General features: G+C 60.7%; 20 protein-coding genes and 2 pseudogenes. 8 read left to right on the top strand and 14 right to left on the bottom strand.

Annotation, left to right across the window (positions count from 1 at the left end):
• Positions 1-15 precede the first annotated feature (15 nt).
• From mbhE to AC1DNW_RS24895, 5 genes are read right to left on the bottom strand one after another with little or no spacing between them, the layout of a single operon-like run.
• Positions 16-717 (bottom strand): hydrogen gas-evolving membrane-bound hydrogenase subunit E, encoded by a 702-nt coding sequence (gene mbhE, locus AC1DNW_RS24875; protein WP_113307970.1) that lies wholly within the window; start codon positions 715-717, stop codon positions 16-18.
• Complete coding sequence (gene mnhG / locus AC1DNW_RS24880) at positions 714-1058, bottom strand: monovalent cation/H(+) antiporter subunit G (RefSeq protein ID WP_113307969.1); 345 nt, start codon at positions 1056-1058, stop codon at positions 714-716. The genes mbhE and mnhG overlap by 4 nt, the downstream gene beginning before the upstream one ends.
• Positions 1051-1302: a hydrogenase subunit MbhD domain-containing protein gene (locus AC1DNW_RS24885; RefSeq protein ID WP_113296924.1), complete on the bottom strand. Its 252-nt coding sequence runs from the start codon at positions 1300-1302 to the stop codon at positions 1051-1053. Before AC1DNW_RS24885 ends, mnhG begins: the two co-directional genes overlap by 8 nt.
• 5 nt (positions 1303-1307) lie before the next feature.
• Positions 1308-1568, bottom strand: a complete 261-nt coding sequence (locus AC1DNW_RS24890; RefSeq protein WP_113296923.1) for a monovalent cation/H+ antiporter complex subunit F — start codon at positions 1566-1568, stop codon at positions 1308-1310.
• Complete coding sequence (locus AC1DNW_RS24895) at positions 1561-2163, bottom strand: Na+/H+ antiporter subunit E (RefSeq protein ID WP_477832910.1); 603 nt, start codon at positions 2161-2163, stop codon at positions 1561-1563. The genes AC1DNW_RS24890 and AC1DNW_RS24895 overlap by 8 nt, the downstream gene beginning before the upstream one ends.
• Before the next feature lie 437 nt (positions 2164-2600).
• Between AC1DNW_RS24895 and AC1DNW_RS24900 the strand changes: the two genes are divergently transcribed.
• On the top strand, positions 2601-4325 hold the full coding sequence (locus AC1DNW_RS24900) for a hypothetical protein (RefSeq protein WP_477854648.1): 1725 nt from the start codon (positions 2601-2603) through the stop codon (positions 4323-4325).
• A 72-nt stretch (positions 4326-4397) separates the two neighbouring features.
• Here the strand turns inward: AC1DNW_RS24900 and AC1DNW_RS24905 are convergent.
• Positions 4398-4661 (bottom strand): annotated as a pseudogene (locus AC1DNW_RS24905) (helix-turn-helix transcriptional regulator); the annotation flags it as partial.
• 291 nt (positions 4662-4952) lie between these two features.
• Here AC1DNW_RS24905 and AC1DNW_RS24910 point away from each other — a divergent pair.
• From AC1DNW_RS24910 to AC1DNW_RS24920, 3 genes are all read left to right on the top strand, one after another.
• A complete protein-coding gene (locus AC1DNW_RS24910) occupies positions 4953-6035 on the top strand; it encodes a substrate-binding domain-containing protein (protein ID WP_477854649.1) in 1083 nt (360 codons plus the stop codon).
• A gap of 83 nt (positions 6036-6118) precedes the next feature.
• Positions 6119-8362 carry an ABC transporter permease gene (locus AC1DNW_RS24915; protein WP_477854650.1) on the top strand — a complete coding sequence of 748 codons (2244 nt, stop codon included), beginning with the start codon at positions 6119-6121 and terminating at the stop codon, positions 8360-8362.
• Positions 8355-9137: an ATP-binding cassette domain-containing protein gene (locus tag AC1DNW_RS24920; RefSeq protein WP_477854651.1), complete on the top strand. Its 783-nt coding sequence runs from the start codon at positions 8355-8357 to the stop codon at positions 9135-9137. The genes AC1DNW_RS24915 and AC1DNW_RS24920 overlap by 8 nt, the downstream gene beginning before the upstream one ends.
• Before the next feature lie 102 nt (positions 9138-9239).
• Here the strand turns inward: AC1DNW_RS24920 and aptA are convergent, their stop codons facing one another.
• Positions 9240-10574 carry an omega-aminotransferase AptA gene (gene aptA, locus AC1DNW_RS24925; protein WP_477854652.1) on the bottom strand — a complete coding sequence of 445 codons (1335 nt, stop codon included), beginning with the start codon at positions 10572-10574 and terminating at the stop codon, positions 9240-9242.
• A 138-nt stretch (positions 10575-10712) separates the two neighbouring features.
• Here aptA and AC1DNW_RS24930 point away from each other — a divergent pair, with 138 nt between their 5' ends.
• Positions 10713-11261: a cupin domain-containing protein gene (locus AC1DNW_RS24930; protein ID WP_113508176.1), complete on the top strand. Its 549-nt coding sequence runs from the start codon at positions 10713-10715 to the stop codon at positions 11259-11261.
• On the opposite strand, the gene AC1DNW_RS24935 is transcribed toward AC1DNW_RS24930, so the two are convergent.
• Together AC1DNW_RS24935 and AC1DNW_RS24940 are read right to left on the bottom strand one after the other, a co-directional pair.
• A complete protein-coding gene (locus tag AC1DNW_RS24935; protein WP_477854653.1) occupies positions 11258-12040 on the bottom strand; it encodes a pyrroline-5-carboxylate reductase in 783 nt (260 codons plus the stop codon). The genes AC1DNW_RS24930 and AC1DNW_RS24935 overlap by 4 nt on opposite strands.
• A gap of 3 nt (positions 12041-12043) precedes the next feature.
• Positions 12044-12525 (bottom strand): annotated as a pseudogene (locus AC1DNW_RS24940) (FCD domain-containing protein); the annotation flags it as partial.
• Positions 12526-12895: 370 nt separating this feature from the next.
• Between AC1DNW_RS24940 and gfa the strand changes: the two are divergent.
• Entirely contained in the window at positions 12896-13468 is a 573-nt protein-coding gene (gene gfa / locus AC1DNW_RS24945) for an S-(hydroxymethyl)glutathione synthase (RefSeq protein WP_113335051.1), read from the top strand.
• An 87-nt stretch (positions 13469-13555) separates the two neighbouring features.
• On the opposite strand, the gene AC1DNW_RS24950 is transcribed toward gfa, so the two are convergent.
• The 3 genes from AC1DNW_RS24950 to AC1DNW_RS24960 form a co-directional block, all read right to left on the bottom strand.
• Positions 13556-13786 (bottom strand): BrnA antitoxin family protein, encoded by a 231-nt coding sequence (locus AC1DNW_RS24950; protein WP_113296914.1) that lies wholly within the window; start codon positions 13784-13786, stop codon positions 13556-13558.
• 31 nt (positions 13787-13817) lie between these two features.
• Entirely contained in the window at positions 13818-14108 is a 291-nt protein-coding gene (locus AC1DNW_RS24955) for a hypothetical protein (protein WP_477854654.1), read from the bottom strand.
• Between the two features lie 434 nt (positions 14109-14542).
• Positions 14543-15190, bottom strand: a complete 648-nt coding sequence (locus AC1DNW_RS24960; RefSeq protein ID WP_477854655.1) for a TetR/AcrR family transcriptional regulator — start codon at positions 15188-15190, stop codon at positions 14543-14545.
• 136 nt (positions 15191-15326) lie between these two features.
• On the opposite strand from AC1DNW_RS24960, the gene AC1DNW_RS24965 reads away from it, so the two are divergent.
• The gene (locus AC1DNW_RS24965) at positions 15327-16538 is read left to right on the top strand and encodes an HlyD family secretion protein (RefSeq protein ID WP_477854656.1); all 1212 of its coding nucleotides are present in this window, start codon (positions 15327-15329) and stop codon (positions 16536-16538) included.
• Between the two features lie 24 nt (positions 16539-16562).
• Positions 16563-18158 carry a DHA2 family efflux MFS transporter permease subunit gene (locus AC1DNW_RS24970; protein ID WP_477854657.1) on the top strand — a complete coding sequence of 532 codons (1596 nt, stop codon included), beginning with the start codon at positions 16563-16565 and terminating at the stop codon, positions 18156-18158.
• A gap of 99 nt (positions 18159-18257) precedes the next feature.
• Here AC1DNW_RS24970 and AC1DNW_RS24975 read toward each other — a convergent pair whose 3' ends face one another.
• Complete coding sequence (locus AC1DNW_RS24975) at positions 18258-19331, bottom strand: LLM class flavin-dependent oxidoreductase (RefSeq protein ID WP_477854658.1); 1074 nt, start codon at positions 19329-19331, stop codon at positions 18258-18260.
• A 103-nt stretch (positions 19332-19434) separates the two neighbouring features.
• Complete coding sequence (locus AC1DNW_RS24980) at positions 19435-20811, bottom strand: LLM class flavin-dependent oxidoreductase (protein WP_477854659.1); 1377 nt, start codon at positions 20809-20811, stop codon at positions 19435-19437.
• Positions 20812-20829: the final 18 nt, after the last annotated feature.

The following is a 20829-nucleotide window of genomic DNA, read 5'->3' on the forward strand; positions in this document are numbered from 1 at the left end:
CGCTCCCCATCTCGTCTAGCTGCGAAACCGGTCGATAATGACACTCAGTTCCGCGCCGACCTTGATGCCCAGCAGAGCCGAAATCAGCGGGATCGCCCCGGCACTGAACAGCGTCCCAAAATTGCCCCGCGGTAGAATATGGCTGTCGAGAAAGCCGCTGCCGAAGGCGATGCCGACGATGCCGATCAGGACGTAAAACACGCCTGCAAGCGATTCCGTTGTGCTGAGAAAGCCGTGGTTGATCGATCCGGAGGGATAGGCGAGCATTAGGAGCATGACACCGGAGGCAACGACTGCGCCCCCCTGAAAACCACCGCCGGCCGACAGGTGACCATTCATGATGACATAGGCGCCGAAGAGGAATATCAGCGGAAGGACAACCTCTGCACCGTTGCGCACCAGTTCGCTCGGACCGTGTCCGGTACCATCGGATCCGCTGTTGCGGGAAAGTGTCTTCTCGCCCGTGTCACTCGCAAGCAGCAGGCCGACACTTGCCGCCACCATGAACAGTACCGCGACTTCGCCGAGCGTATCAAACCCGCGAAAGGTAATCAGAATTCCGGTCACGACGTTTGGCGCACCAAGATTGGCGGGGACCTCGGTCAGATAGTGCACCGCCAGTGCCGAAAGCGTCTGGCGCTCGTCGTAGTTGCTGACGAGTGAAGCGAAGATGATGCCGAATATCAGCACGCCGAGCAGGCTAAACGCGCGCCTCATGCCGAGCCCTCTTTGCCGGCGCCGTCGTTCTCGTCGCGCAGGGCGTCAATGATGGTCGCAGCCGCCATCGGCGTGCGGATTGCATGCGCGGCCCGCGACAGCGCATGTGACGACAGCGGATTGGTCATCAGCACGAAGTAGGCGATGATCAACAGCTTCAACGACCAGTCCGGATGATAGACGCCAAGTCCGGCTAGAACGAGAATATTGCCCAGGGTCGAGGCCTTGGTGCCCGCTTGAATGCGGGTGAAGACATCGGGCATGCGCAGCAGGCCGACACCCGCGGAAAAGAGGAAGAACGCCCCAACGAGGATCGTCAGACTGCCGACCAACTCATTCATCGACAGGTCCTCCGCCTCTGGTCTTGCGGATCGCATAAAGGAAGATCAGCGTTGCTAGGCCCGAGCCGATCGCGGCTTCGGCCATAGCGACATCAGGCGCGGCCAGGAGCACATAAGATGCTGCCGCAAACAGGCTTGCAAGACCCGCGCTGACCATCGCCGCCATCAGATTGGTGAGCAAGACGGCCAGCACTCCGCTCACCAGAATGCTGCCGCAAACCAACAGGATCAGCATCTCGAGCATGGCGGCTACGGCCCTTTTTCCAGGAAGCCGGCAATGGCAAGAACCGCCAGAAAGCTGAGCAGTCCGTAGACAAGAGCAACGTCGATATAGACAAAGCGGCCCGATATGTGGGCGTAGAGCGCTATCAACGAGATTGTGACAACGGTCAGCATGTCGATCGCCACCACACGATCAATCGCCGTGCGGCCGATTATCAGCCGCAGCACGCCAAAAACGATGCTGAAGAAGATCAGAACCACGGCAATCTGCAGGATAATCTCAGCCAAATACCGCCCCCAGGTGCTTTTCGAAAGGGCCGATGATCATCTGGCTTGCTTCCTCCGGGTCGGTGGTCTTTACGTCAAGCCAATGAATGAAGAGGGCATCTCCTTTGAGATCCATGACAAGCGAGCCGGGCGTAAGCGCGATTGAATTGGCAAGAGCCAGCCGACCGATCGGCGACTTGAGCGGCATCTTCACCTTGACGATCCCTGGACGAATAATGATACGCGGCGCGTAAACGTAGCGCAGCATGTTCATATTCGCCTTTACCAGCTCAACCAGGAAAACGCCGGTATAGGCAATGAAATGCAGGACCTTGGCGGGCGTTACCGTGATTTTCCAGACATCGCCGCGACGCATGAAAATCGATGCCAGGACCAAAGATACCAGCGCGCCGACGGCCACGATCGGGGCCTCCATAGATGAATTGACCACCAGCCAGACGACAAACAGGAAACCCGAGAGAAGGATCAGGCCCTGTGACAATCCCGATGGGCGTGGTTGGAGTGTTGCTCGATTTTCTGGCATCGCGCAGGCTTTCGATGGGTTCGAGTGGAGTGGTGGCGTGCAGTCTGGGTAGGCGGGGTTAAGTTCATGCATCTCCCCCCACGGGCCGATTTCGATCCGGCGTTTTGCCGGTCACCACGAGCTTGGTGGGTCTTGACKCCACATTAGCATCGGCTGCATCGGGCTGTGATCGGCACTGAATCCAGAAACTATGCTTGGGGTCCGATATGCCGTCGCATCCCCGCGCATTTTTGTGCCATCTCTTGACCCGTATCCAAAACGGCGAAATCAATCACGCTGCGCGTCAGGCTTACATCCGGAACATGCTGTGTGTCACATCGATCGACCTATTTGATTGGCGACACGCTCACCGGCGAAGATTAGCGTAGGCGTCGTGTTGGAGGGAACGATGTTATGAATTTTCACGCCTCTCAAGTCGGTCAGATGATGCACAGATCAGGCACGGTTACTCCTCTGCAGCGCCGTTTCGGAGCAATAGATGTAGCCCGATCCAAACGGATGCCGGTTTCATGAACGAGAAAGCCCCGCAATCGGGATCTGTCGTTCCCGTCGCACCCAGCCTTGCTGATTATTGCCCACTCAGCTTGGCGGAAGAGAAGGTGGTTGCACATCTGCAGACGGGCGACTTTGATCGGTTGGGCGATGGCCTGCGCCCGGAAGACGAAGATCCCGAGCGAACTGTGCGGGCGGATGTTTTGCGCTATCTCATCCTCGGTAGCGATGGATACCGTCTCCATGAAAAAGGGCTGAGGCTGACTGGAGCTTGGATAACCGGTATCCTTGACCTCGAGGGGTGCAGAATTCCTCGCGACATTGGCCTTAAGGACTGCCATTTCGAAGCTTCGCCCATATTGCGCTCCGCCATTATCGACAATCTGTTCCTGGACGGCTCGGCCTTGCCCGGACTGCAGGCTGATAGGCTCGAAGCACGCGGTTGCCTCTCGCTTCGCGCCGCGATCGTAACTGGCGAAATCCGGCTCCCGGGCGCGCGTATCGGTGGTAGCATTGAAGCGGATGGCGTCTCGATTGCTTCGCCTGACGGGATCGCGCTCGACGCCGATGGATTGGAAACCGGCGGCGGCATCCTGTTGCGCGGTGCCGATGTGCGCGGTGGCCTCAATCTTTCTGCGGTCCGCCTTGGTGGCGATGTCAACGCGGTCGGCGCTCGCTTGGAGCGGCCGGGCGAAGTCGTGCTGAACGGTGACGGGATTGTGGCAGCAGGGGACCTCGCTTTAAGAGGGACGACCATTGTCGGTGAGACGCGTCTGCTCGGTGCCCGTTTCCGTGGCGACATTGATTGCACGTCGGCCTCACTTTCGCAGCCGGGGGGCTACGCATTGAGGCTCAATCGAACCACAATCGACGGCGCGTTCTTTTTGCGACAGAACGCATCTGTTGAGGGCACGCTCGACCTGACGGCCACGACGATCGGTGCGATTGATGATGAGCCGGCGAGCTGGCCGAAAACCGGCGACCTGCTTCTAAACCGCTGCCGGTATGGTGCTTTCATCGGTGGTCCTGCGGACGCGGAAAGCCGCCTTGACTGGCTGGCACGCCAAACCCCTGAACGCTGGAAGGCGGACTTCTGGCCTCAGCCCTACGAGCAACTGTCGAAGGTCCTGAGGGAGATGGGCCATGACGAGGAAGCCCGCGCTGTCCTCATCACCAAGGAGCGGCTGCAGCGAAAGGCACGTCGGGCGCGTGCCAAAAACCCCGCCTTGAGGGTCGCCCTGGCGGTTATGGACGCCATTCTCGCGGTGACGCTGCGCTACGGGCGGCAGCCTCTCCTGGCGCTGGTCTGGCTGATGCTCTTCTGGGCGATCGGTACCGGGGTCTTTGCGATTGCCTACCGAGGTGGCGCGATGAAACCAAACAGCCCGGTCGTGCTGCGCTCCCCCGAATGGACGATGTGCGATCTGCAACGAACCGAAACCCGCTTCATGCCAAATGCCGGACAGGATCTGACCGGACGTGCCGAGGTCGGTCAGAACCAGCTCACATGCTTTCGCAATCAGCCGGAGGCAGCAAGCTACCCGGAATTCAATGCACTGATGTATTCGCTGGATGTTCTCCTGCCGGTGGCGTCGATCGGGCAAAAGGAATACTGGCGGCCGGACTCCCTGAAACCAAACGGCACCTTCACCTTGAATTACTATTTCTTCCAGTCGGTGATTGGCTGGGCGCTCAGCCTTCTGGCCGTCGCCGGTTTCTCGGGACTGGTGAAATCGCAGTAGGGCGAGTGCCGTTCCAGACGCAGTCCGTCGGTCGTTATTCAGGATGCGAGTTGACCCGGGGCGCGGATCGGCACGCGAGCGAAATGTTACAGGCGGAGCGCCGATGATGCGCTTGAATGCATGGCTGAACGAGACCTCGGATTCATAGCCGAGTCGTTCGGCAATCGCGCCGACACGCTATCCTTCGCGCAGCCACTGATGCGTTTGACGCATGCGCATTCGGGCGACATAGCAAGCAGGCGTCTCTCMAACTGCCCTGGTGAAGCGTTCGGCAAAACCGGATCGAGAAGCTCCCATCTTCCGTGCGAGTTCTTCGACCGCCCAGTCTTGGGCAGGATGGCTCTGTTCCAAATATTCCTGGCGGCCGGAGAGGGACATATAGTCTCCGCCTTTAGGCAGCCTGCTGCTTGAGATATTGAGCGAGTAATGCTGTCGCCTTCGTCAATTGGCTTGGTTGATCTGCGGGCTCTTCCATAGCGAACAAATTCGCAAGCACGATGGGATTACTGTTTACTTGAAACAGAATTGCGCAGAATATTAGCAAATGGGAGGATAAGCCTTCGGCCCCACTCTCGATACATTGCGCTCGAACGGCTTTCCTCCCTTGGTTACAAGGGAGGACCAATCATGAGGCGGGTATTGTTCTACGCGGCATCGGCCGCGATACTGTCGCTCGGCGTCTCGCATGCATTTGCGCAGTCGGGCGGCGTCGAGAAAGCGGTTGGCGGCTACAACTTCGAGGAAGCCGCAAAAGAGGCCCCCGGCACGAAGGATTTCCATTCGGCTGACGGGCATTTGACCTTCGCGATCGTAACGCATACGGCAGGCAATGGCTTCTTTGACCCTGTCTATGTCGGCGCGACCGTTGCCGGCAATATGATCGGCGCCAAGATATTGCTGCTCGGTTCGGAATCGCCGGTGGACGACCCCGCCCGCGAGCTCGAGATCCTGAACCAGATCATTCAGGACCCGACCATCGACGGCATCATCATGACGACGCCGCAGGTCGGCGCCTATAACGACATCGTCAAGGCTGCCGAGGCGGCTGGCATCCCGATCGCGACGACCAACTCGTTCGACGGCAACATTCTGCACCGGAGCGCGATCAGCCACACCGGCCAGGATGCGTCGGCGGCGGCAATCGGCGGCGAGGCGCTGGCCAAATGCGTGCTTGACAGCGGCGCGACCAGCGGCTCGATCCTGCTGCCGTCCTCCACAGCGATGGGCAATATCGAGGTGAACAACCGTGTCACCGCCGCCTTCAATGCCATCGTCAAGACGTTGAAGGACGCCGGCAAGCTCGATGCCTTCAAGGTTGACGCCGGTCCGGAGAATGTCGGCATCGACACGAACCCGAACGACCCCGTCAACGCCCTTGTTTCGCTCTTCGAGTCCCGCGGTGACGTGGTCGGCGCCTTCACAGCCAACAACGTCTTTACGCCGCCGCTCGTCAAGGCGGTTGCCCAGATGGGGAAGACCGGCAAGTTGTGCGCTTACGGTTTCGATCTCGGCCCGGCACAGCAGGAAGGCATCGCAGCGGGGAACCTGACCGGCTCGCTGGGTCAGCAGCCCTTCCTGCAGGGCTTCTGGCCTGTGATGCAGCTTTATCTCCAGATCGATCGCGGTATCTCGGCTGCCAATCTCGACACGCGTGCCCAGCTGGTGACGAAGGATAACGTCGCCAAGGTCGGCAAGCGCTTCGAGAACTGATTTCGTCTAGAACGCCTGAAATCGTGGCGGGAGGGCGCGAACCCTCCCGCCACACGGCAGCAAGGATCGGTCGGTAAAAACACATGGAGCTCGCCACGACGACATCACTCGGCCGTGCGCCGCCCCAGCTCGTCGGCGGTTGGGAGGCGGGGCTCCTCATGTTTCTTGCGCTGCTCTACTTCTGCGGAGCCCTCGTCAATCCGGCCTTCTTCGGATCGACAGAGGCCCTTCACGCGCTTCTGCGCGATACGTCCCGTGTGGGGATTATCGCGGTCGGAATGACTTTCGTCATCGTCAACAGGGATCTCGATCTGTCGGTCGGTTCGACCTACGGTCTGGTCGCCGTCGTCTTCGCCAGGCTTTTTGCCCCGAACTTTCTGGATTTCGGCATCATCCCGTCGGTGATCCTCTGCGTGCTCTTGGGCTCGGCGATCGGCCTGATCAACGGCGTGCTCGTCACCGTCCTGAAAGTGCCGGCCTTCATCGCGACGTTGACGATCCTCTTCATCGGTCGCGGCTTCGTGCTAGCGCTCACACATGGTCAGGCAATCTATTACTCCGACAAGGCGAAAGACCATCCGCTGTTCTTCCATCTCGGCGAGACGAATATCCTCGGCTTCAACAACCAGATCGCGATCTTCTTCCTCATCGCCATAGTTGGGGCCACTGTGCTTGCCAAGACCCGCTGGGGCTATGAGACTTTCGCCACCGGCGGAAACGAGCAGGCGGCGGTCTATGCCGGCATTCGCTCACGCTGGGTGCGCATTCKCGCCTATCTGCTCTCCTCGCTTTGCGCCACCCTTGCGGCTCTCCTGTCGGCCGCACAGGACAAGGGTGTCACCCCTCTCTATGGTGTCAGCTGGGAACTCACCGTTATCGCAGCCGTCGTCATCGGCGGCGCATCGATCCTTGGCGGGCGCGGGCGGGTGATCGGGTCTTGCCTCGGTGCTGCGGTCGTCGTGCTGATCGACAAGGTGCTGCGCGAGGGGTGGCCGATCACGCGCATCGTCGTGATCGACGGTGAAAGCATCGCAGTCGGCGCCAAGTTCACCCTGCCGGCAGGCGCCGTGCTGGTTTTCCTGGGTCTGCTTCTCGTCATCGCCGTGCTGATCGAGCCCTTCCTTATCCGGCGCCAGGTTGCGGCCCGGCTATGGGCATGGCTGCGCGGCCGGCCGCCTCCGCCGGCCTACGAGATGGGCGGCGTGGCGATTGAAGGTGTCCAGACCAAGGGGGCGATGGCGGCCGACATGGCGCTGTCTGCCACCGGGCTCGGCAAGTTTCTCGCCCGCCGCGATGCCCTCGCCATCATCCTGACGGCCGTGTTGTGGCTGACGGGCCTCGTGCTGAGGCCGGACTATTGGTGGAACCTGCCCAACACCTTTGCCATCCTGCTCAACTATACGGAACTCGCCCTCATCGCGGTCGGGCTCACCTATGTCATCGCAGCCGGCGATATCGATCTCTCCGTCGGCGCGGTGCTTGCCCTTGCCGGCAGCACGGCTGCCTATTTCCTGAAGGTGCTCGGCGCCGACCCGCTCACTGCCGTTGCGATGGGCCTGTTTGCGGGGATGACTGCCGGCGCCGTCAACGCCATGGTCGTCGTCGGCTTCAAACTGCCTGCCTTCATCGCCACGCTCGGCATGTTCTACATTGCCCGGGGGCTGGCCGCCTGGTTCGTCGCTGGACAACAGCTGACCGGCTGGCCCGAGGGCTATAACCTRCTCGGACGCAAGGTGAATGATATTCTCCTGCATTTCGGCCTTGCATTGCCGCCGGGGATCATTCGCTCGGTGGCCGAGGTCGTCAGCATCCAGACGATCTGGATGTTTTTCGTTGCCGTGATCGCCGGTATCGTGCTTGCCTATACACCACTCGGGCTGAAGGTCTGCGCCGCCGGCGGCAACGTGCGCGCCGCGGCCTATGCCGGCATCAATACGAACCGCGTGCGCTTCATCTCGCTGATGCTGTCGGCGATCTGCGCAACCATGGCCGGGATCATCAACGTCGCCTACTTCCGCAGCTTCAACCCGGTCGCCGGCCAGTTTCGCGAGCTCGATGCGATCGCTTCTGTCATCATCGGCGGCGGATCGATCTTCGGCGGTTACGGCACGATGATCGGCTCGCTTGCGGGCGCCGCCGTCATCACGCTCGTCCGCGCACTGCTTCAACTTAACGTCCAGGGGTTCAGCATGCCGCAGCACTGGATCAACGTCTTCATCGGCGTCATCCTCATCGTCGCGGTGCTGATCGATATATGGGTGCGCCAGGCCAATATTTTCGGGCGCCTGCGAGCGCGGCTGAGAAGAGGGGACAGCAGTCATGGCTGAGGCGACATCATCCGCGCCGATCGTGGAAATGCGCGGCATCGAAAAAGCCTTCGGGGCCGTCCAGGCGCTTCGCAAGGTCGATCTGACGCTTTATCCCGGTGAGATTCTCGGCCTGGTCGGCGACAACTCCGCCGGCAAATCGACGCTCATGAAGATCCTGACCGGTGCCTATCAGCGCGATGCGGGTGATATCCTCGTTGCCGGCCAGACGGTGCGCTTCAAGAGCCCGCATGAGAGCCGCGACGTCGGCATCGAGATGATCTACCAGGATTTCGCGCTCTGCGGCAACATGGATGTCGGCCAGAACATCTTCCTTGGCCGCTGGCCGCTCAAGGGCCCTTTCGTTAACAGGCGGAAGATGTATGCGGAAGCCGACAGCGTGCTGAAACGGCTCAAGGTCGACGTGAACTCCGTCTATCAGAAGGTCGAAAGCCTGTCGGGTGGCCGCCAGCAATCCGTCGCGATCGCCCGCGCAATCTCGTTCGAGCCGCGCGTCGTGATCCTCGACGAGCCGACCGCCAACCTTTCCGTGATGGCGACGGAACGGTTGCTCGAAACCATGCTGGAACTGAAGAAGCAGGGCGTCGCCCAGATCATCATCTCACACCGTCTGGTCGATATTTTTGCCGTGGGTGACCGCGTCATGGTGCTCAAGCGCGGCGAATATGTCGGCGATCGCTACATCAGGAATACCGACGAGCATGAAGTGCTGGAGATTATCGTTTCCGGCACGCGAGAGCGCGCGCGGACAGCCGACGAGGCAAGAAACACCTGATCAGCCATCGAAGGCTCGGCGTTCCACGCACACTGCGGGGCGTAGCGGCATGCATGTGTTGCTTGCGGCGAGGCCGGTCGTCCGACCCCGCCGCAATCGAAGTCAAGCCGCGCGGCTCAGTGCGTCGCCGATCGTGGAGACGATCGTGTCGATCTCGCTCTTCTCGACGACCAGCGGCGGAGAGAGCGCGATGGTGTCGCCGGTCACGCGGATCAGCAACCCCTTCTTGAAGCAGTCGACAAAGACGTCGTAGGCCCGCGTTCCCGGCGCTCCGTCGCGAGGCGCGAGTTCCACCGCACCGACAAGGCCAAGGTTGCGGATGTCGACAACGTGAGGATGGTCCTTCAGTGAATGCAATGCATCCTGCCAATAGTCCGCAAGATCCGCAGCGCGGGTCAGCAATCCTTCCTCCTCGTAGATGTCGAGGGTCGCAATGCCCGCGGCGCATGCGACCGGGTGGCCGGAATAGGTGTAGCCGTGGAAGAGCTCGATCGCGTTTTCCGGACCGGCCATGAGGCCGTCGTAGATCTTCCGGCTGGCGAAGACGGCGCCCATCGGGATCGTGCCGTTCGTCAGGCCCTTTGCCGTCGTGACGAGATCAGGAACGACGCCAAAATAGTCTGTTGCGAACGGCGTTCCGAGACGGCCGAACCCGGTGATCACCTCATCGAAGATCAGCAGGATGCCATACTTGTCGGCGGTTGCGCGCAGTTTCTGCAGGTATCCCTTTGGAGGAAGGATGACGCCCGCCGAGCCGGACATCGGCTCGACAATCACGGCGGCGATGGTTTCGGCGCCGTGTAGCTGGACGAGACGTTCGAGATCGTCGGCGAGCTCGACGCCATGTTCCGGCAGACCTTTCGAGAATGCGTTGCGCTCTACGTCGAGCGTATGACGCATGTGATCGGCGGGAATCTGCGGAAACATCCGGCGATTGTTGACGAGGCCGCCGACTGAAATGCCGCCGAAGCCGACGCCGTGATAGCCCTTCTCGCGGCCGATAAGGCGCGCGCGGCTGCCCTGGCCGATCGCCCGCTGATAGGCGATCGCGATTTTCAAGGCAGTGTCGACCGATTCCGATCCGGAGCCCGTGAAAAAGACACGATCAAGCTTGGCGTCGGCACCACCGGGGGCAATCCTCGCCAACTTGGCGGCGAAGTCGAAGGCGATCGGATGCCCCATCTGGAATGTCGGGGCAAAGTCCATCGTCGAGAGCTGGCGTTCCACCGCCTGGGAGATTTTTTTGCGCCCGTGGCCGGCGTTGCAGCACCAGAGGCCCGCTGTTCCGTCGAGAACGCGGTTGCCGTCGACGTCGGTGTAGTACATACCCTCGGCAGATGCGAGGAGACGCGGTGCGGCTTTGAACTGCCTGTTTGCCGTGAACGGCATCCAGAAGTTATCGAGTATGGGCGCGTTCGTCATGTTGATCTGATCCATTGTGCTCTCCTTCGGCTCGGCGAACACTTCAGGTATTTCCATGACCGAACAAGCCCTTTTCTTCTCTGATATAACCCATTGAAAAAACGGCATTTCGAATCTAGGATTTGGCTATTCTGAACAACAAGAACAACGCTCATGTCCATCGATATTGGAAATCGCCTGCGCCACGTGCGCACCGCCCATAACATGTCCCAGCGTGAACTGGCGAAGAAGACCGGAGTTCCGAACTCGACGATTTCATTGATCGAATCGAACAGCTCGAATCCTTCGGTGGGTGCGTTGAAGCGCATCCTGGATGGGATACCGATCGGGCTGGCCGAATTCTTCGCTCTCAAGCCGGAGGCGCCGAGGAAGGCGTTCTATGCGGCGGAGGAACTGGTCGAGATCGGCAAGGGAGGAATCTCCTACCGGCAGGTCGGCGAGAGCATGTTCGGCCGAAGTCTGCAGATGTTGAGGGAATGTTATCAGCCCGGCGCCGACACCGGGAAGGTTGCGCTCGTCCACGAGGGGGAGGAAGGCGGGATCGTCCTTTCCGGAAGGCTGGAGGTTACGGTCGACAACGAGCGTCGGATCCTTGGTCCAGGGGACGCTTACTATTTCGAGAGCCGACGCCCGCATCGCTTCAGATGCGTCGGCCCGGTGCCCTGTGAGGTTATCAGCGCCTGCACACCGCCGACGTTCTAGGATTGACCCTCGATGCGCGCGAGCACCCGGTCGAGTGCTGTATGCAGGGCGAAGCGTCCACCCATGGTCTCGAAGTCTGTTAGAACCTGTTCGTTGAGCCCGCCCTTGGTGGCGAACTCGCGGCTTAGGTCGGAGAAATCCTCCCYCGAGTTCTCGCTAGCCCGCCTTGCCAAGCTTTCGAAGAGAGGCGCGAGATAGGCCTTCGCCTTCGATTTCTCCAACCCATTCTCCTCGAGCCATGCGGTTGTGATTTCCATCACGCCGAAGTAGGTCGACATTAGCGCGCTCGCGGCGGCAAGAAGATCGTATTCCTTCCTCGATGCGCATTGCACGGCACTGCCAAGGGTATCGAAGAGCGCCGCGACGCTCGTGTCGGGAGGATAGATCGCAGTGACGCCCTGCCTTCCGGCGACGCAGGGCAGCGGGATTGCCTGGACCAGATGCACGTCTGCTCCGATCCAGTCCAGCAGGGTCTGCCTCTCGGTCGCCGCGACGAGGCTGATCACCGACTGGCCGTCCCGGAAGACGAGATCGCCGACGACCTCCCGGGCGATCTGCGGGCGTATCGCCAGTACGACGATGTCACTGCGATCGACGACCGTCTGGTTGTCCGACGCGACCGCGACTGCATGGAATTGGGATGCAAGCCGACCCGCGGTGTCGGGGTTGCGAGGGGAGAGATAGACCTGTGATGCAAAGGCCGGTTCGGCGAGAAGACCGCGCACCATAGCCTCGCTGATGGCCCCCGTTCCGACGAAGCCGATGCTTGTGATTGTCATGGCCTACTCCGCAGCCCTGAGAGGTCCGAGCGTCACGTCGGTCGTATAGTTTTCTCGCATGAAGTTGATGAAATTGTCCTGGAATTGCCACGTATCTGCGTGAGCCAGTTCATCGGCAAGATCGACGTTCCGATCCCGGATCGCTTCAAGCATCAGGCTGTGCTCGTCGGTCAAGAGAGAGCCTTCGCGCGTTCGTTCCAGATACTCGAAGTTCAGGTGCAGCATGCGCTGGCCCTGGGAGAGCAGCTTGTCATAGAACGATGCAAGATACTGGTTCTTGCCGGCGTAGGCGACTGCCATATGGAACTCCTTGTTTGCCTTCGACATCGCCGGGTGGCTGCCGGCCTTGACTGCGGTAGCAGATRCCTTGTCGCGCTTGGCGATCACCTTGATGTCGGCGTCAGTGCGTAGCGCCGCTGCAGGCGGGTATTCTTTCGCTGCGAGATGTCGAGGGCTCCCACATATTTGGGGAAGGTCGCGACCTCAGTCTCGTCAGACGTTAGGTTCCTTTCATTCGCATAAGCGGCATTGGGCCAGAAAATCGGGTTGGCGGCAATGCAATTTTTCCGCTTGAGTTTATCGGCCCGCTGTTGACATAAATTCGTCAGTCGACACGTAGCCGACATCAAATGACAAGAAACGGCGAAAGCCGACGAGTGGAACAACGCGCTTTGCACGGCAAAGAGGAATGTTGACCGCGTCGACCGCTCAGAGGAGCGGACGATATCGGCGACGTGGTGATATACTCACCCGATGAGGCAATAAATCTCGCGCTCCCCGTCTAGTGATCTGCGCGATGACACAGGGCTTGGCCGCGGCATCCCGCCTCGGCCCAGGAAGGGAAGGAGACAACGCATGAACAATGTAGCGATCCACCCGATCGTGGATTCCGGATACCGGGCGACCGATGCGTCATTTGTCGGGGGCACGCTCGTGTGCAACTGCGCGAGCAACCCGGTCAAAGTCCGCATCAAGGGCGATATCGCCCATAACCATGCCTGTGGCTGCACGAAATGCTGGAAGCCGAAGGGTGCGGTCTTTTCGGTGGTTGCCGTGACTCCGACGCAGAACGTCGAGGTTCTGGAGAATGGAAACAAGCTGGCGGTCGTCGACGCGTCCGCGCTGATCCAGCGCCATGCCTGCAAGGATTGCGGGGTTCACATGTACGGGCCAGTCGAGCGCGATCATGCTTTCCAGGGACTTTCCTTCGTCCACCCCGAACGGTTCCAGGAAAAAGGCTGGGCAGGACCGGGCTTTGCGGCCTTCGTATCGTCCATTATCGAAAGCGGATACGACCCTGGGAAGATGGTCGTCGTGCGGTCGCATCTCAAGGACGTTGGACTTGAGCCTTACGATTGCCTGTCGCCAACGCTGATGGACGTGATCGCCACATGGACGGCAAAAAAGGCGGGGGTTCTGGCGGCCTGACGCGTCGCGGAAATTCGCTTTGGGTACCGTCGCGATTTTGCGGCGGTTCTCCAAAAAAGGCACCCGACGCGTCGTCACAAGGTGCGGTCAGTCCTTGTTGAGAATGGCTGCCCGCAACGCGTCGTTGATGCGCTCTTGCCAACCTGGACCGCCGGCCTGGAAATGGGCGAGAACCTCGCTGTCGAGCTTCAAGGTCACAAGCTCCTTCGCGTTCGGCAGAGCGGGCCGCTCGACGGCTGGTGTCGCTGATCTCTTGACGGGTTTGAACAGGGCCTCGGCCGCTTCATGCGGGTTAGCGGGGCGTCTCGGCGTGCGCATGCGCGTTCTTCTTCCTGATTTTCGAGCCCGACTATTCGAACTCAGGACCGGGTTTGTCGGCAGTATCTGTCGTGTCGTCAAGTGGAAACACCGGCCAATCGGCCTCGCCGGCATTGCTCGGTTGTTTCTTTAGTCTCATTCGACTTGCTTCGGCCCGTTCGGCGAGCCGCACGCAGTAGCGTCGGCGCATCTCGGCTGCGTCGATTGCCCCTTCGGCCCACTGGTTGATGAGCGCAAGAATTTGCGGGTCGGTGTCGATCGGCAGCCCGCGGGCTCGGGCCCGGGCGATCGCCCGGTCTGCGATATCTCTGCGTGACTGCATGGCTTGTCCGTCCCTTGTGGCCCATCATGGCCAAGGCCCGCGGCAATAGCAATTTGGCACATCGACGGCCATCCGAAAGGATGAGTGCGCAACAGTTTCCCACGGGGTTATGCTTGCGATCTGGCCAAAGCAAACAGACCGCCATTGAGCGCGGGAGGAGAGACCTCTCAGAGAACAGAGGACACAACGCGATCGGACGCGCCCGGCAGCATATATCCAAGCCGGATCAAATGAGTATGAGGACGAGAAGCAACAACACCGTGATCGGGACGATTGGCAATGACGATGCGTTCGTCATCCTTCCTTCTCGTCGGGTCTTGTATTTGACAGTGGGCGGTCACTTGCGTAGATGACAGCGAGACGATTTTCAGGGGTAGGAACTGCCGCGCCGTGTTCTGGGGAAGCCTGCATTCAKACCCGCATTTCCCATGTCCCTAAACAGAGCATCCCTTTAGAAAGATATCCGCGCACATTCTTGCCCTTGCGGCGATCTCCTCGATGTTGGGTGCGGGCAGCTGGCGCAGCATGGCGGCGCGCTGGGGTTCCATGATCATCATGCCCCGCAACATGCCGCAAGCGGCGTGCGGGTCTTCAAGCTTGATCAGCCCGCGTTCCACCTGACGGCTCAGCCAGTTTTCCATCGACGTATTGGTTCGGACGATCGCCTTTTCGTAGAAGGAGGTGGCGAGTTCGGGGAAGCGGTCGGATTCGCCAATGACGAGACGGGTAATCGTGATCGTATCCTGCGAAAGCGTCAGCATGCCATAGGCCATCAGCATGCGCTCCAACCCCTGGCGGAGCCCGGCCGTCGCCAGCGTACCAGGATCGAGCGCCAGCAGGAAACGCCCGGTCCGATCCGAGACCATTTCGGAAAACAGATCTGCCTTCGTCGGGAACAGACGATAGAGCGTCTTCGTCGAAACGCCGGCTTCCTGGGCAATCGCGGCGATGCTCACTGCGGCATAACCGTTCTCGTGAAACTGCCTGTTAGCGGCCTCGATGAGCACGCCGCGCGTATCGTCGTCGCAACGCACCTGCGGCCTGCCACGCGGCTTCTTCTCGATTTTGTGATTTTGGACCATCTCAATTTTCCAAATTCTTGTTGACTTTCCTTTTTTAACTCATATTTTGGAAAATATCAAGTTTCCTAAATTGGACTTGAGCCAGATTTCAAGGCCGCGGCCGAGACGACAGCGACCTTCCACCAGGAGAGTGACGATGTCCGTCAACAAGCTGCATGCCCTGAACAACAATGCCGCTCCAGCCGATGCGTCGGCCAGCGAAACGGCAGCGGCAGCCGCGCCCACGACCCTCGATGCCGGCAAGATGCCGCCTGTCACTGAGCCCGCCGTCACCGCTCCGGCCGCAGAAGCACCGGCCCGCAAGCGCGGTGGCCGCTCCCTGCTGATTGGTGTGGCTGCCATCGCCATCATCGCCGCAGCCGCCTATTACGGGCACAATTACTGGACGGTCGGCCGCTTCGAGGTCTCGACTGACGATGCCTATGTCAAGGCAGACAGCACCACAGTCGCACCGAARGTCTCGGGTTATCTTTCCGAGGTCCTCGTCAGCGACAATGAAACGGTGAAAGCCGGCCAGCCGCTTGCCCGCATCGATGACCGCGATTTCCGCACCGCGCTCGATCAGGCGAAAGCCGACGTCGCCGCTGCTGACGCCACCGTCAGCGCCAAGCGGGCTTCGCTCGATATCCAGCAGTCGACCATTGCGGCTGCCCGCGCCACGCTCGACGTTGACCGGGCCAACGAGACCTTCGCGGAGCAGAACAACAAGCGCTATACGAACCTCGCTACCAACGGCTATGCGCCGGTCCAGACCGCCCAGCAGGCAGCCTCGGCAATCGCCGCCGCCCAAGCAACGATCGTACGTGACAGTGCTGCCCTCGATGCCGCAACCAAGCAGGTCGAGCTTCTGAACGCCGAGCTTGCACAGGCCAGGGCGACACTTGCCCATGACCAGGCCGTCGCGCATCAGGCCGAGCTCAACCTCTCCTATGCGACGATCGTCGCGCCCGTCGACGGCACGATCGGCAACCGCACGCTGCGCGTCGGCCAATATGTCCAGGCCGGCACCCAGCTGATGGCAGTGGTGCCGACAACGGCGGCCTATATCGTCGCCAACTACAAGGAAACGCAGCTGACCGATGTCCGTGCAGGCCAGCCTGTTGATATCGAGGTTGATATGTTCCCGGGTCGCACCTATCGCGGCCATGTCGATAGCCTGTCGCCGGCGAGCGGCCAGGAATTCGCGCTGCTGCCGCCCGACAACGCCACCGGCAACTTCACCAAGGTCGTTCAGCGCATCCCGGTGAAGATCGTGCTTGATGGCGATGCCGCCGAAAAGGGCGACCTGCGCCCCGGCATGTCCGTCCAGCCGAGCATCGACATCAAAGCCGATGCCGGCAGCAACTAAGCGAAAGGGCAGGAGACCCGTGTCATGTCCAGTATCGCAACAACAGCCGGCGCCATCCCGCAGCCGGGMGCCAGCAGCAAGGCCAGTACCAGGGAATGGATCGCCGTTCTCGCCGGTATGATCGGCGCCTTCATGGCGATCCTCAATATCCAGATCACCAATGCCTCGCTTCTCGATATCGAGGGCGGCATCGGCACAGGCGTCGATAATGGCGCCTGGATCTCCACTTCCTATCTGATCGGTGAGATCGTCGTCATTCCGCTGACGGCCTATTTCAGCAATGTCTTCTCGTTCCGCCGTTATATCCTCGTCAATTCCATCCTGTTCCCGCTCTTCTCCATGGCCTGCGCCTTCGCGCATGATTTGGGCACTATGATCCTGCTGCGCGGCCTTCAGGGTTTTGCCGGTGGCGTCTTGATCCCCATGGCCTTCACCATGGTGCTGACCAAGCTGCCGAAGAACCAGCAGCCGCTCGGCCTTGCCGTCTTTGCTCTGTCGGTTACCTTCGCCCCGGCCATCGGCCCGACGATCGGCGGTTACCTGACGGAAAATTACGGATGGCAGACKATTTTCTTCATCAACACCATCCCGAGCCTCATCATGGCGGCGGCTCTCGCGCTGACGCTCGAAAAGCAGCCGATGCAGCTGCATCTTCTAAAGGAAGGCGACTGGGCCGGCATCGTCACCATGGCCATCGGCCTTTCCGCCCTGCAGACCGTGCTGGAGGAAGGCAACAAGGACGACTGGTTCTCATCGCCCTTCATCGTCAAGCTCGCCATCGTCGCCTTCGTCTTCCTGGCAGCCTTCATCTGGATCGAGCTGACCGTCAAGAAGCCGCTCGTAAAGCTGAGCCTGCTCACCCAGCGCAATTTCGGCATCGGCGTGCTGGTCAATGTGCTGGTTGGCGTGGCGCTCTTCGGCACCGTCTATATCCTGCCGCAATATCTCGGCCAGGTGCAGCGCTACAATGCCGAGCAGATCGGTAACGTGCTTGCCTGGACCGGCCTGCCGCAGCTCTTGCTCATCCCGCTCGTGCCTGTTTTGATGAAGCGCTTTGATGCTCGCTATATCGGCTTTCTCGGTATCTCGATCTTCGCAATCAGTTGCTTCATGAACATCACGCTCTCGGCCAACAATGCCGGTGACCAGTTCTTGATCCCGAATATCGTGCGCGCCATCGGCCAGGCCCTGGTGCTGACCCCGATCACCGCCATCACCACGGCCGGTATCGCGGCCGCCGATGCCGCCGCAGCCTCGGGTCTGACCAACATGCTGCGCAATCTCGGCGGTGCGGTCGGCACGGCTTCGCTCGGCACGATCCTGACCAAGCGCGAGCAGTTCCATTCGAACATCATCGGCCAGTCGATTACGCTGACCCGTGATGAGGTGCGTAATCGCCTGACCCAACTGTCGGGCTATTTCACGCAGCATGGTGTCACCGACCCGGCCGTCGCATCGCAGAAGGCGATCGTCGCCCTCGGTCAGATCGTCAAGCGCCAGGCACTGATCATGGGCTTCAGCGATACATTTGCTGTCATCGGTGTGGTGCTGGTGCTGGCAGCAATTGCCCTGCTTTTCACCAGGAAGCCGCAAGGCGGCGGAGGTGCTGGCGCCCATTGAGGCGCCCGACTGACACGGAAACGGGCCCGACGGGCCTGTTTTTCGTTGCGTCTCGTGTAGCCCGATTAACGGTGACGGAGATATGCTTGTCGCGCACCGTTATGCGGCATTGAGCAAGGGCAGCAGCTGTGCGCCCTGCCGTTTGATTTCCGAAAGATAGGGCGTGTCGGACAGCACGAAATGAGTGATGCCGAGCTCCTGGTATTTGCGCAGCGAGCGGGCGACATCTGCGGCGGAGCCGACCAGCCAGGTCGTGCCCGCCCCGCCGCCGCCAAATTTGCCGGGCGTGGTATAGAGATTGTCGTCGAGCACTTCGCCGCGCTGATGAAGATCGAGTAGGCGCTGCTGGCCGACAGCGACCGTTCGCTGGTGATCGTGCCAGCCGGCACCGGCGTTCTTCGCCATTTCGGCGATCTTCCCCTCGGCGTCGGCCCAGGCCTCTTCTGTGGTGTCGCGCACCAGCGTCGTTATCCTCAGCCCGAATTGAAGCGGCGGCAGATCGCGGTCGAGGTCCCGGCTCAGCCGCTTCAGGCGCTCGATCCGTTCCCGCACGCCATCGAGCGGTTCACCCCAGAAGAGCTGGACATCGGCTTCCGTGGCCGATACGCGCTCGGCTGCTTCCGATGCACCGCCGAAATAGAGCTTCGGATGACGGCGCTCGCCGCGGGCCTCGATGCGGGGAACGACCGTGGATTCGGTGACCCCGAAGTGCTCGCCGGAATAGGTAACGTTCTCTTCGGTCCATAGTTTTCGCACCAGTCGCATGAATTCCTTGGTGCGGCCGTAGCGGTGCGCCTGGTCGCCCTCGCTGTCGCCATAGGCGGCAAGATTGTCTTTGCCCGAGACGATGTTGACGCGCACGCGGCCGCCGGTGAGATGGTCAAGCGAGGCCGCTGCCGACGCGAAATTCGCCGGCCGCCAGTAGCCGGGGCGGATGGCGATCAGCGGCTCGAAGGTGGTGGTGCGTGCCGCAAGCGCGGTGGCAAGTGTGAAGGTATCCGGGCGACCCCAGCCGGTGCCGATGAGAGCACCCTTCCAGCCGTGCTCTTCCAGAGCCTTGGCATGGCTGGTCAGTGTTTCCAGGCTGTTGTGGTCTTCGGCCGTGGAATCGCCGCGATGKCCGGGCTTGACGGCATTGGGGATATACCAGAGGAATTCCGGATTGCTGCTCATGCGATGCGCCTGCACTTCTTTGTGATTGAACGACGAAGACTAAGGATAGGGTGGCCGGGCTCCCTTGCTATGCCCGCCCATCTCACATTTCTTGGGGCAAGGCTTATCCGGCGGCTCGCACAGCTTCGCCCTGTCGCGCCTTGAGCGCCAGCGCATTCGGTGGACGGCGAAGACCGAGGTTTTCGCGCAGCGTCGTGCCTTCGTATTCCTCACGGAACAGGCCTCGCTTCCGCAGGATCGGAACGACCTGATCGACGAAGTCTGTCAGTCCCGTCGGCAGGATCGGCGGCATGATGTTGAAGGCGTCCGCCGCGCCGTAGTCGAACCATTCCTGCATCGCGTCTGCMACTTGCTCCGGCGTGCCGACGACCGTGCGGTGTCCGCGCGCGGTCGCGACTGCCAGGTAGAATTCGCGCAGCGTCAGATTGTTGCGCGATACCAGATCGGTGACGAGCTTCAGGCGGCTCTTGTTGAGCTCGGTATTGTCAGGCAGCGGCGGTGCCGGATCGTCAAGCGAATAGCCCGAGAGATCGACGCCCTTGTAGTGGCGCAACAGGATGTTCCAGGCGATCGAGGGGTGAACCAGCGACTGGATATAGTCGTAATTTTCTTTGGCTTCCGCCTCCGTGCCGCCGAGAACCGGAAAGATGCCCGGGCTGATCAGCAACTCGTCGGGGGTGCGCCCATAGCGGGCGAGCCTGCCCTTGACGTCCGAGTAGAATTCCTGGGCATCTTCCAGCGTCTGGTTGGCGGTAAAGATCATCTCGGCGGTGCGCGCTGCGAGCTCGCGTCCCGGCTCGGATGCGCCGGCCTGAACAATGACGGGATAACCCTGCACTGGGCGGCCGACATTCAGGGGACCACTGACGGAGAAGAACTGACCCTTGTGATCGAGCTGATGCACCTTGCCCGGATCGAGGTAAACGCCGCTTTCCTTGTCGCGGATGAAGGCATCGTCCTCGTAGGAATCCCACAAGCCTTTCACCAGATCGACGAATTCCTCGGCTCGTGCATAACGGTCGGCATGGGCCGGATGGCCGGGGATCGAGAAGTTCTTGGAGACATCGGCACCTGTGGTGACGACGTTCCAGGCCGCGCGCCCGTTGGAGATATAATCGAGCGAGGCGAATTTGCGGGCAAGCAGGTAGGGGTCTTCGTAAGTGGTGGAGGCTGTCGCGACGAAGCCGATACGGCTTGTCGCCTGCGAGAGCGCCGCCCACAGGGTCACCGGCTCGAAATGGGCGCCCTGGGAGGTGCGGCGCAGTGCTTCTGGATCCTTGGCGCGCTCCCAGCCAGCGGGACTGTCGGCAACGAAGACCAGATCGAATTTACCGYGTTCGGCGGTCTGGACGAGCTCACGATAGTGATCGATGTTCAGACCGGCGTCGGCCTGTGCGTTCGGATGGCGCCAGGCAGCGACATGATGGTCCGTGGCCATGATGAACGCGCCAAGCCGCATTTGTCGTTTCTGCGTGGCCATGATGACGATCTCCGTTGG

Source organism: Rhizobium sp. 05L429 (genome assembly GCF_056397645.1).

Bases quoted from the DNA above. Each gene is read 5' to 3' on its own strand.
- mbhE (WP_113307970.1), bottom strand. From the start codon at position 717: ATGAGGCGCGCGTTTAGCCTGCTCGGCGTGCTGATATTCGGCATCATC.
- mnhG (WP_113307969.1), bottom strand. From the start codon at position 1,058: ATGAATGAGTTGGTCGGCAGTCTGACGATCCTCGTTGGGGCGTTCTTC.
- AC1DNW_RS24885 (WP_113296924.1), bottom strand. From the start codon at position 1,302: ATGCTCGAGATGCTGATCCTGTTGGTTTGCGGCAGCATTCTGGTGAGC.
- AC1DNW_RS24895 (WP_477832910.1), bottom strand. From the start codon at position 2,163: ATGCATGAACTTAACCCCGCCTACCCAGACTGCACGCCACCACTCCAC.
- AC1DNW_RS24900 (WP_477854648.1), top strand. From the start codon at position 2,601: ATGAACGAGAAAGCCCCGCAATCGGGATCTGTCGTTCCCGTCGCACCC.
- AC1DNW_RS24910 (WP_477854649.1), top strand. From the start codon at position 4,953: ATGAGGCGGGTATTGTTCTACGCGGCATCGGCCGCGATACTGTCGCTC.
- AC1DNW_RS24920 (WP_477854651.1), top strand. From the start codon at position 8,355: ATGGCTGAGGCGACATCATCCGCGCCGATCGTGGAAATGCGCGGCATC.
- aptA (WP_477854652.1), bottom strand. From the start codon at position 10,574: ATGGATCAGATCAACATGACGAACGCGCCCATACTCGATAACTTCTGG.
- AC1DNW_RS24930 (WP_113508176.1), top strand. From the start codon at position 10,713: ATGTCCATCGATATTGGAAATCGCCTGCGCCACGTGCGCACCGCCCAT.
- gfa (WP_113335051.1), top strand. From the start codon at position 12,896: ATGAACAATGTAGCGATCCACCCGATCGTGGATTCCGGATACCGGGCG.
- AC1DNW_RS24950 (WP_113296914.1), bottom strand. From the start codon at position 13,786: ATGCGCACGCCGAGACGCCCCGCTAACCCGCATGAAGCGGCCGAGGCC.
- AC1DNW_RS24955 (WP_477854654.1), bottom strand. From the start codon at position 14,108: ATGCAGTCACGCAGAGATATCGCAGACCGGGCGATCGCCCGGGCCCGA.
- AC1DNW_RS24960 (WP_477854655.1), bottom strand. From the start codon at position 15,190: ATGGTCCAAAATCACAAAATCGAGAAGAAGCCGCGTGGCAGGCCGCAG.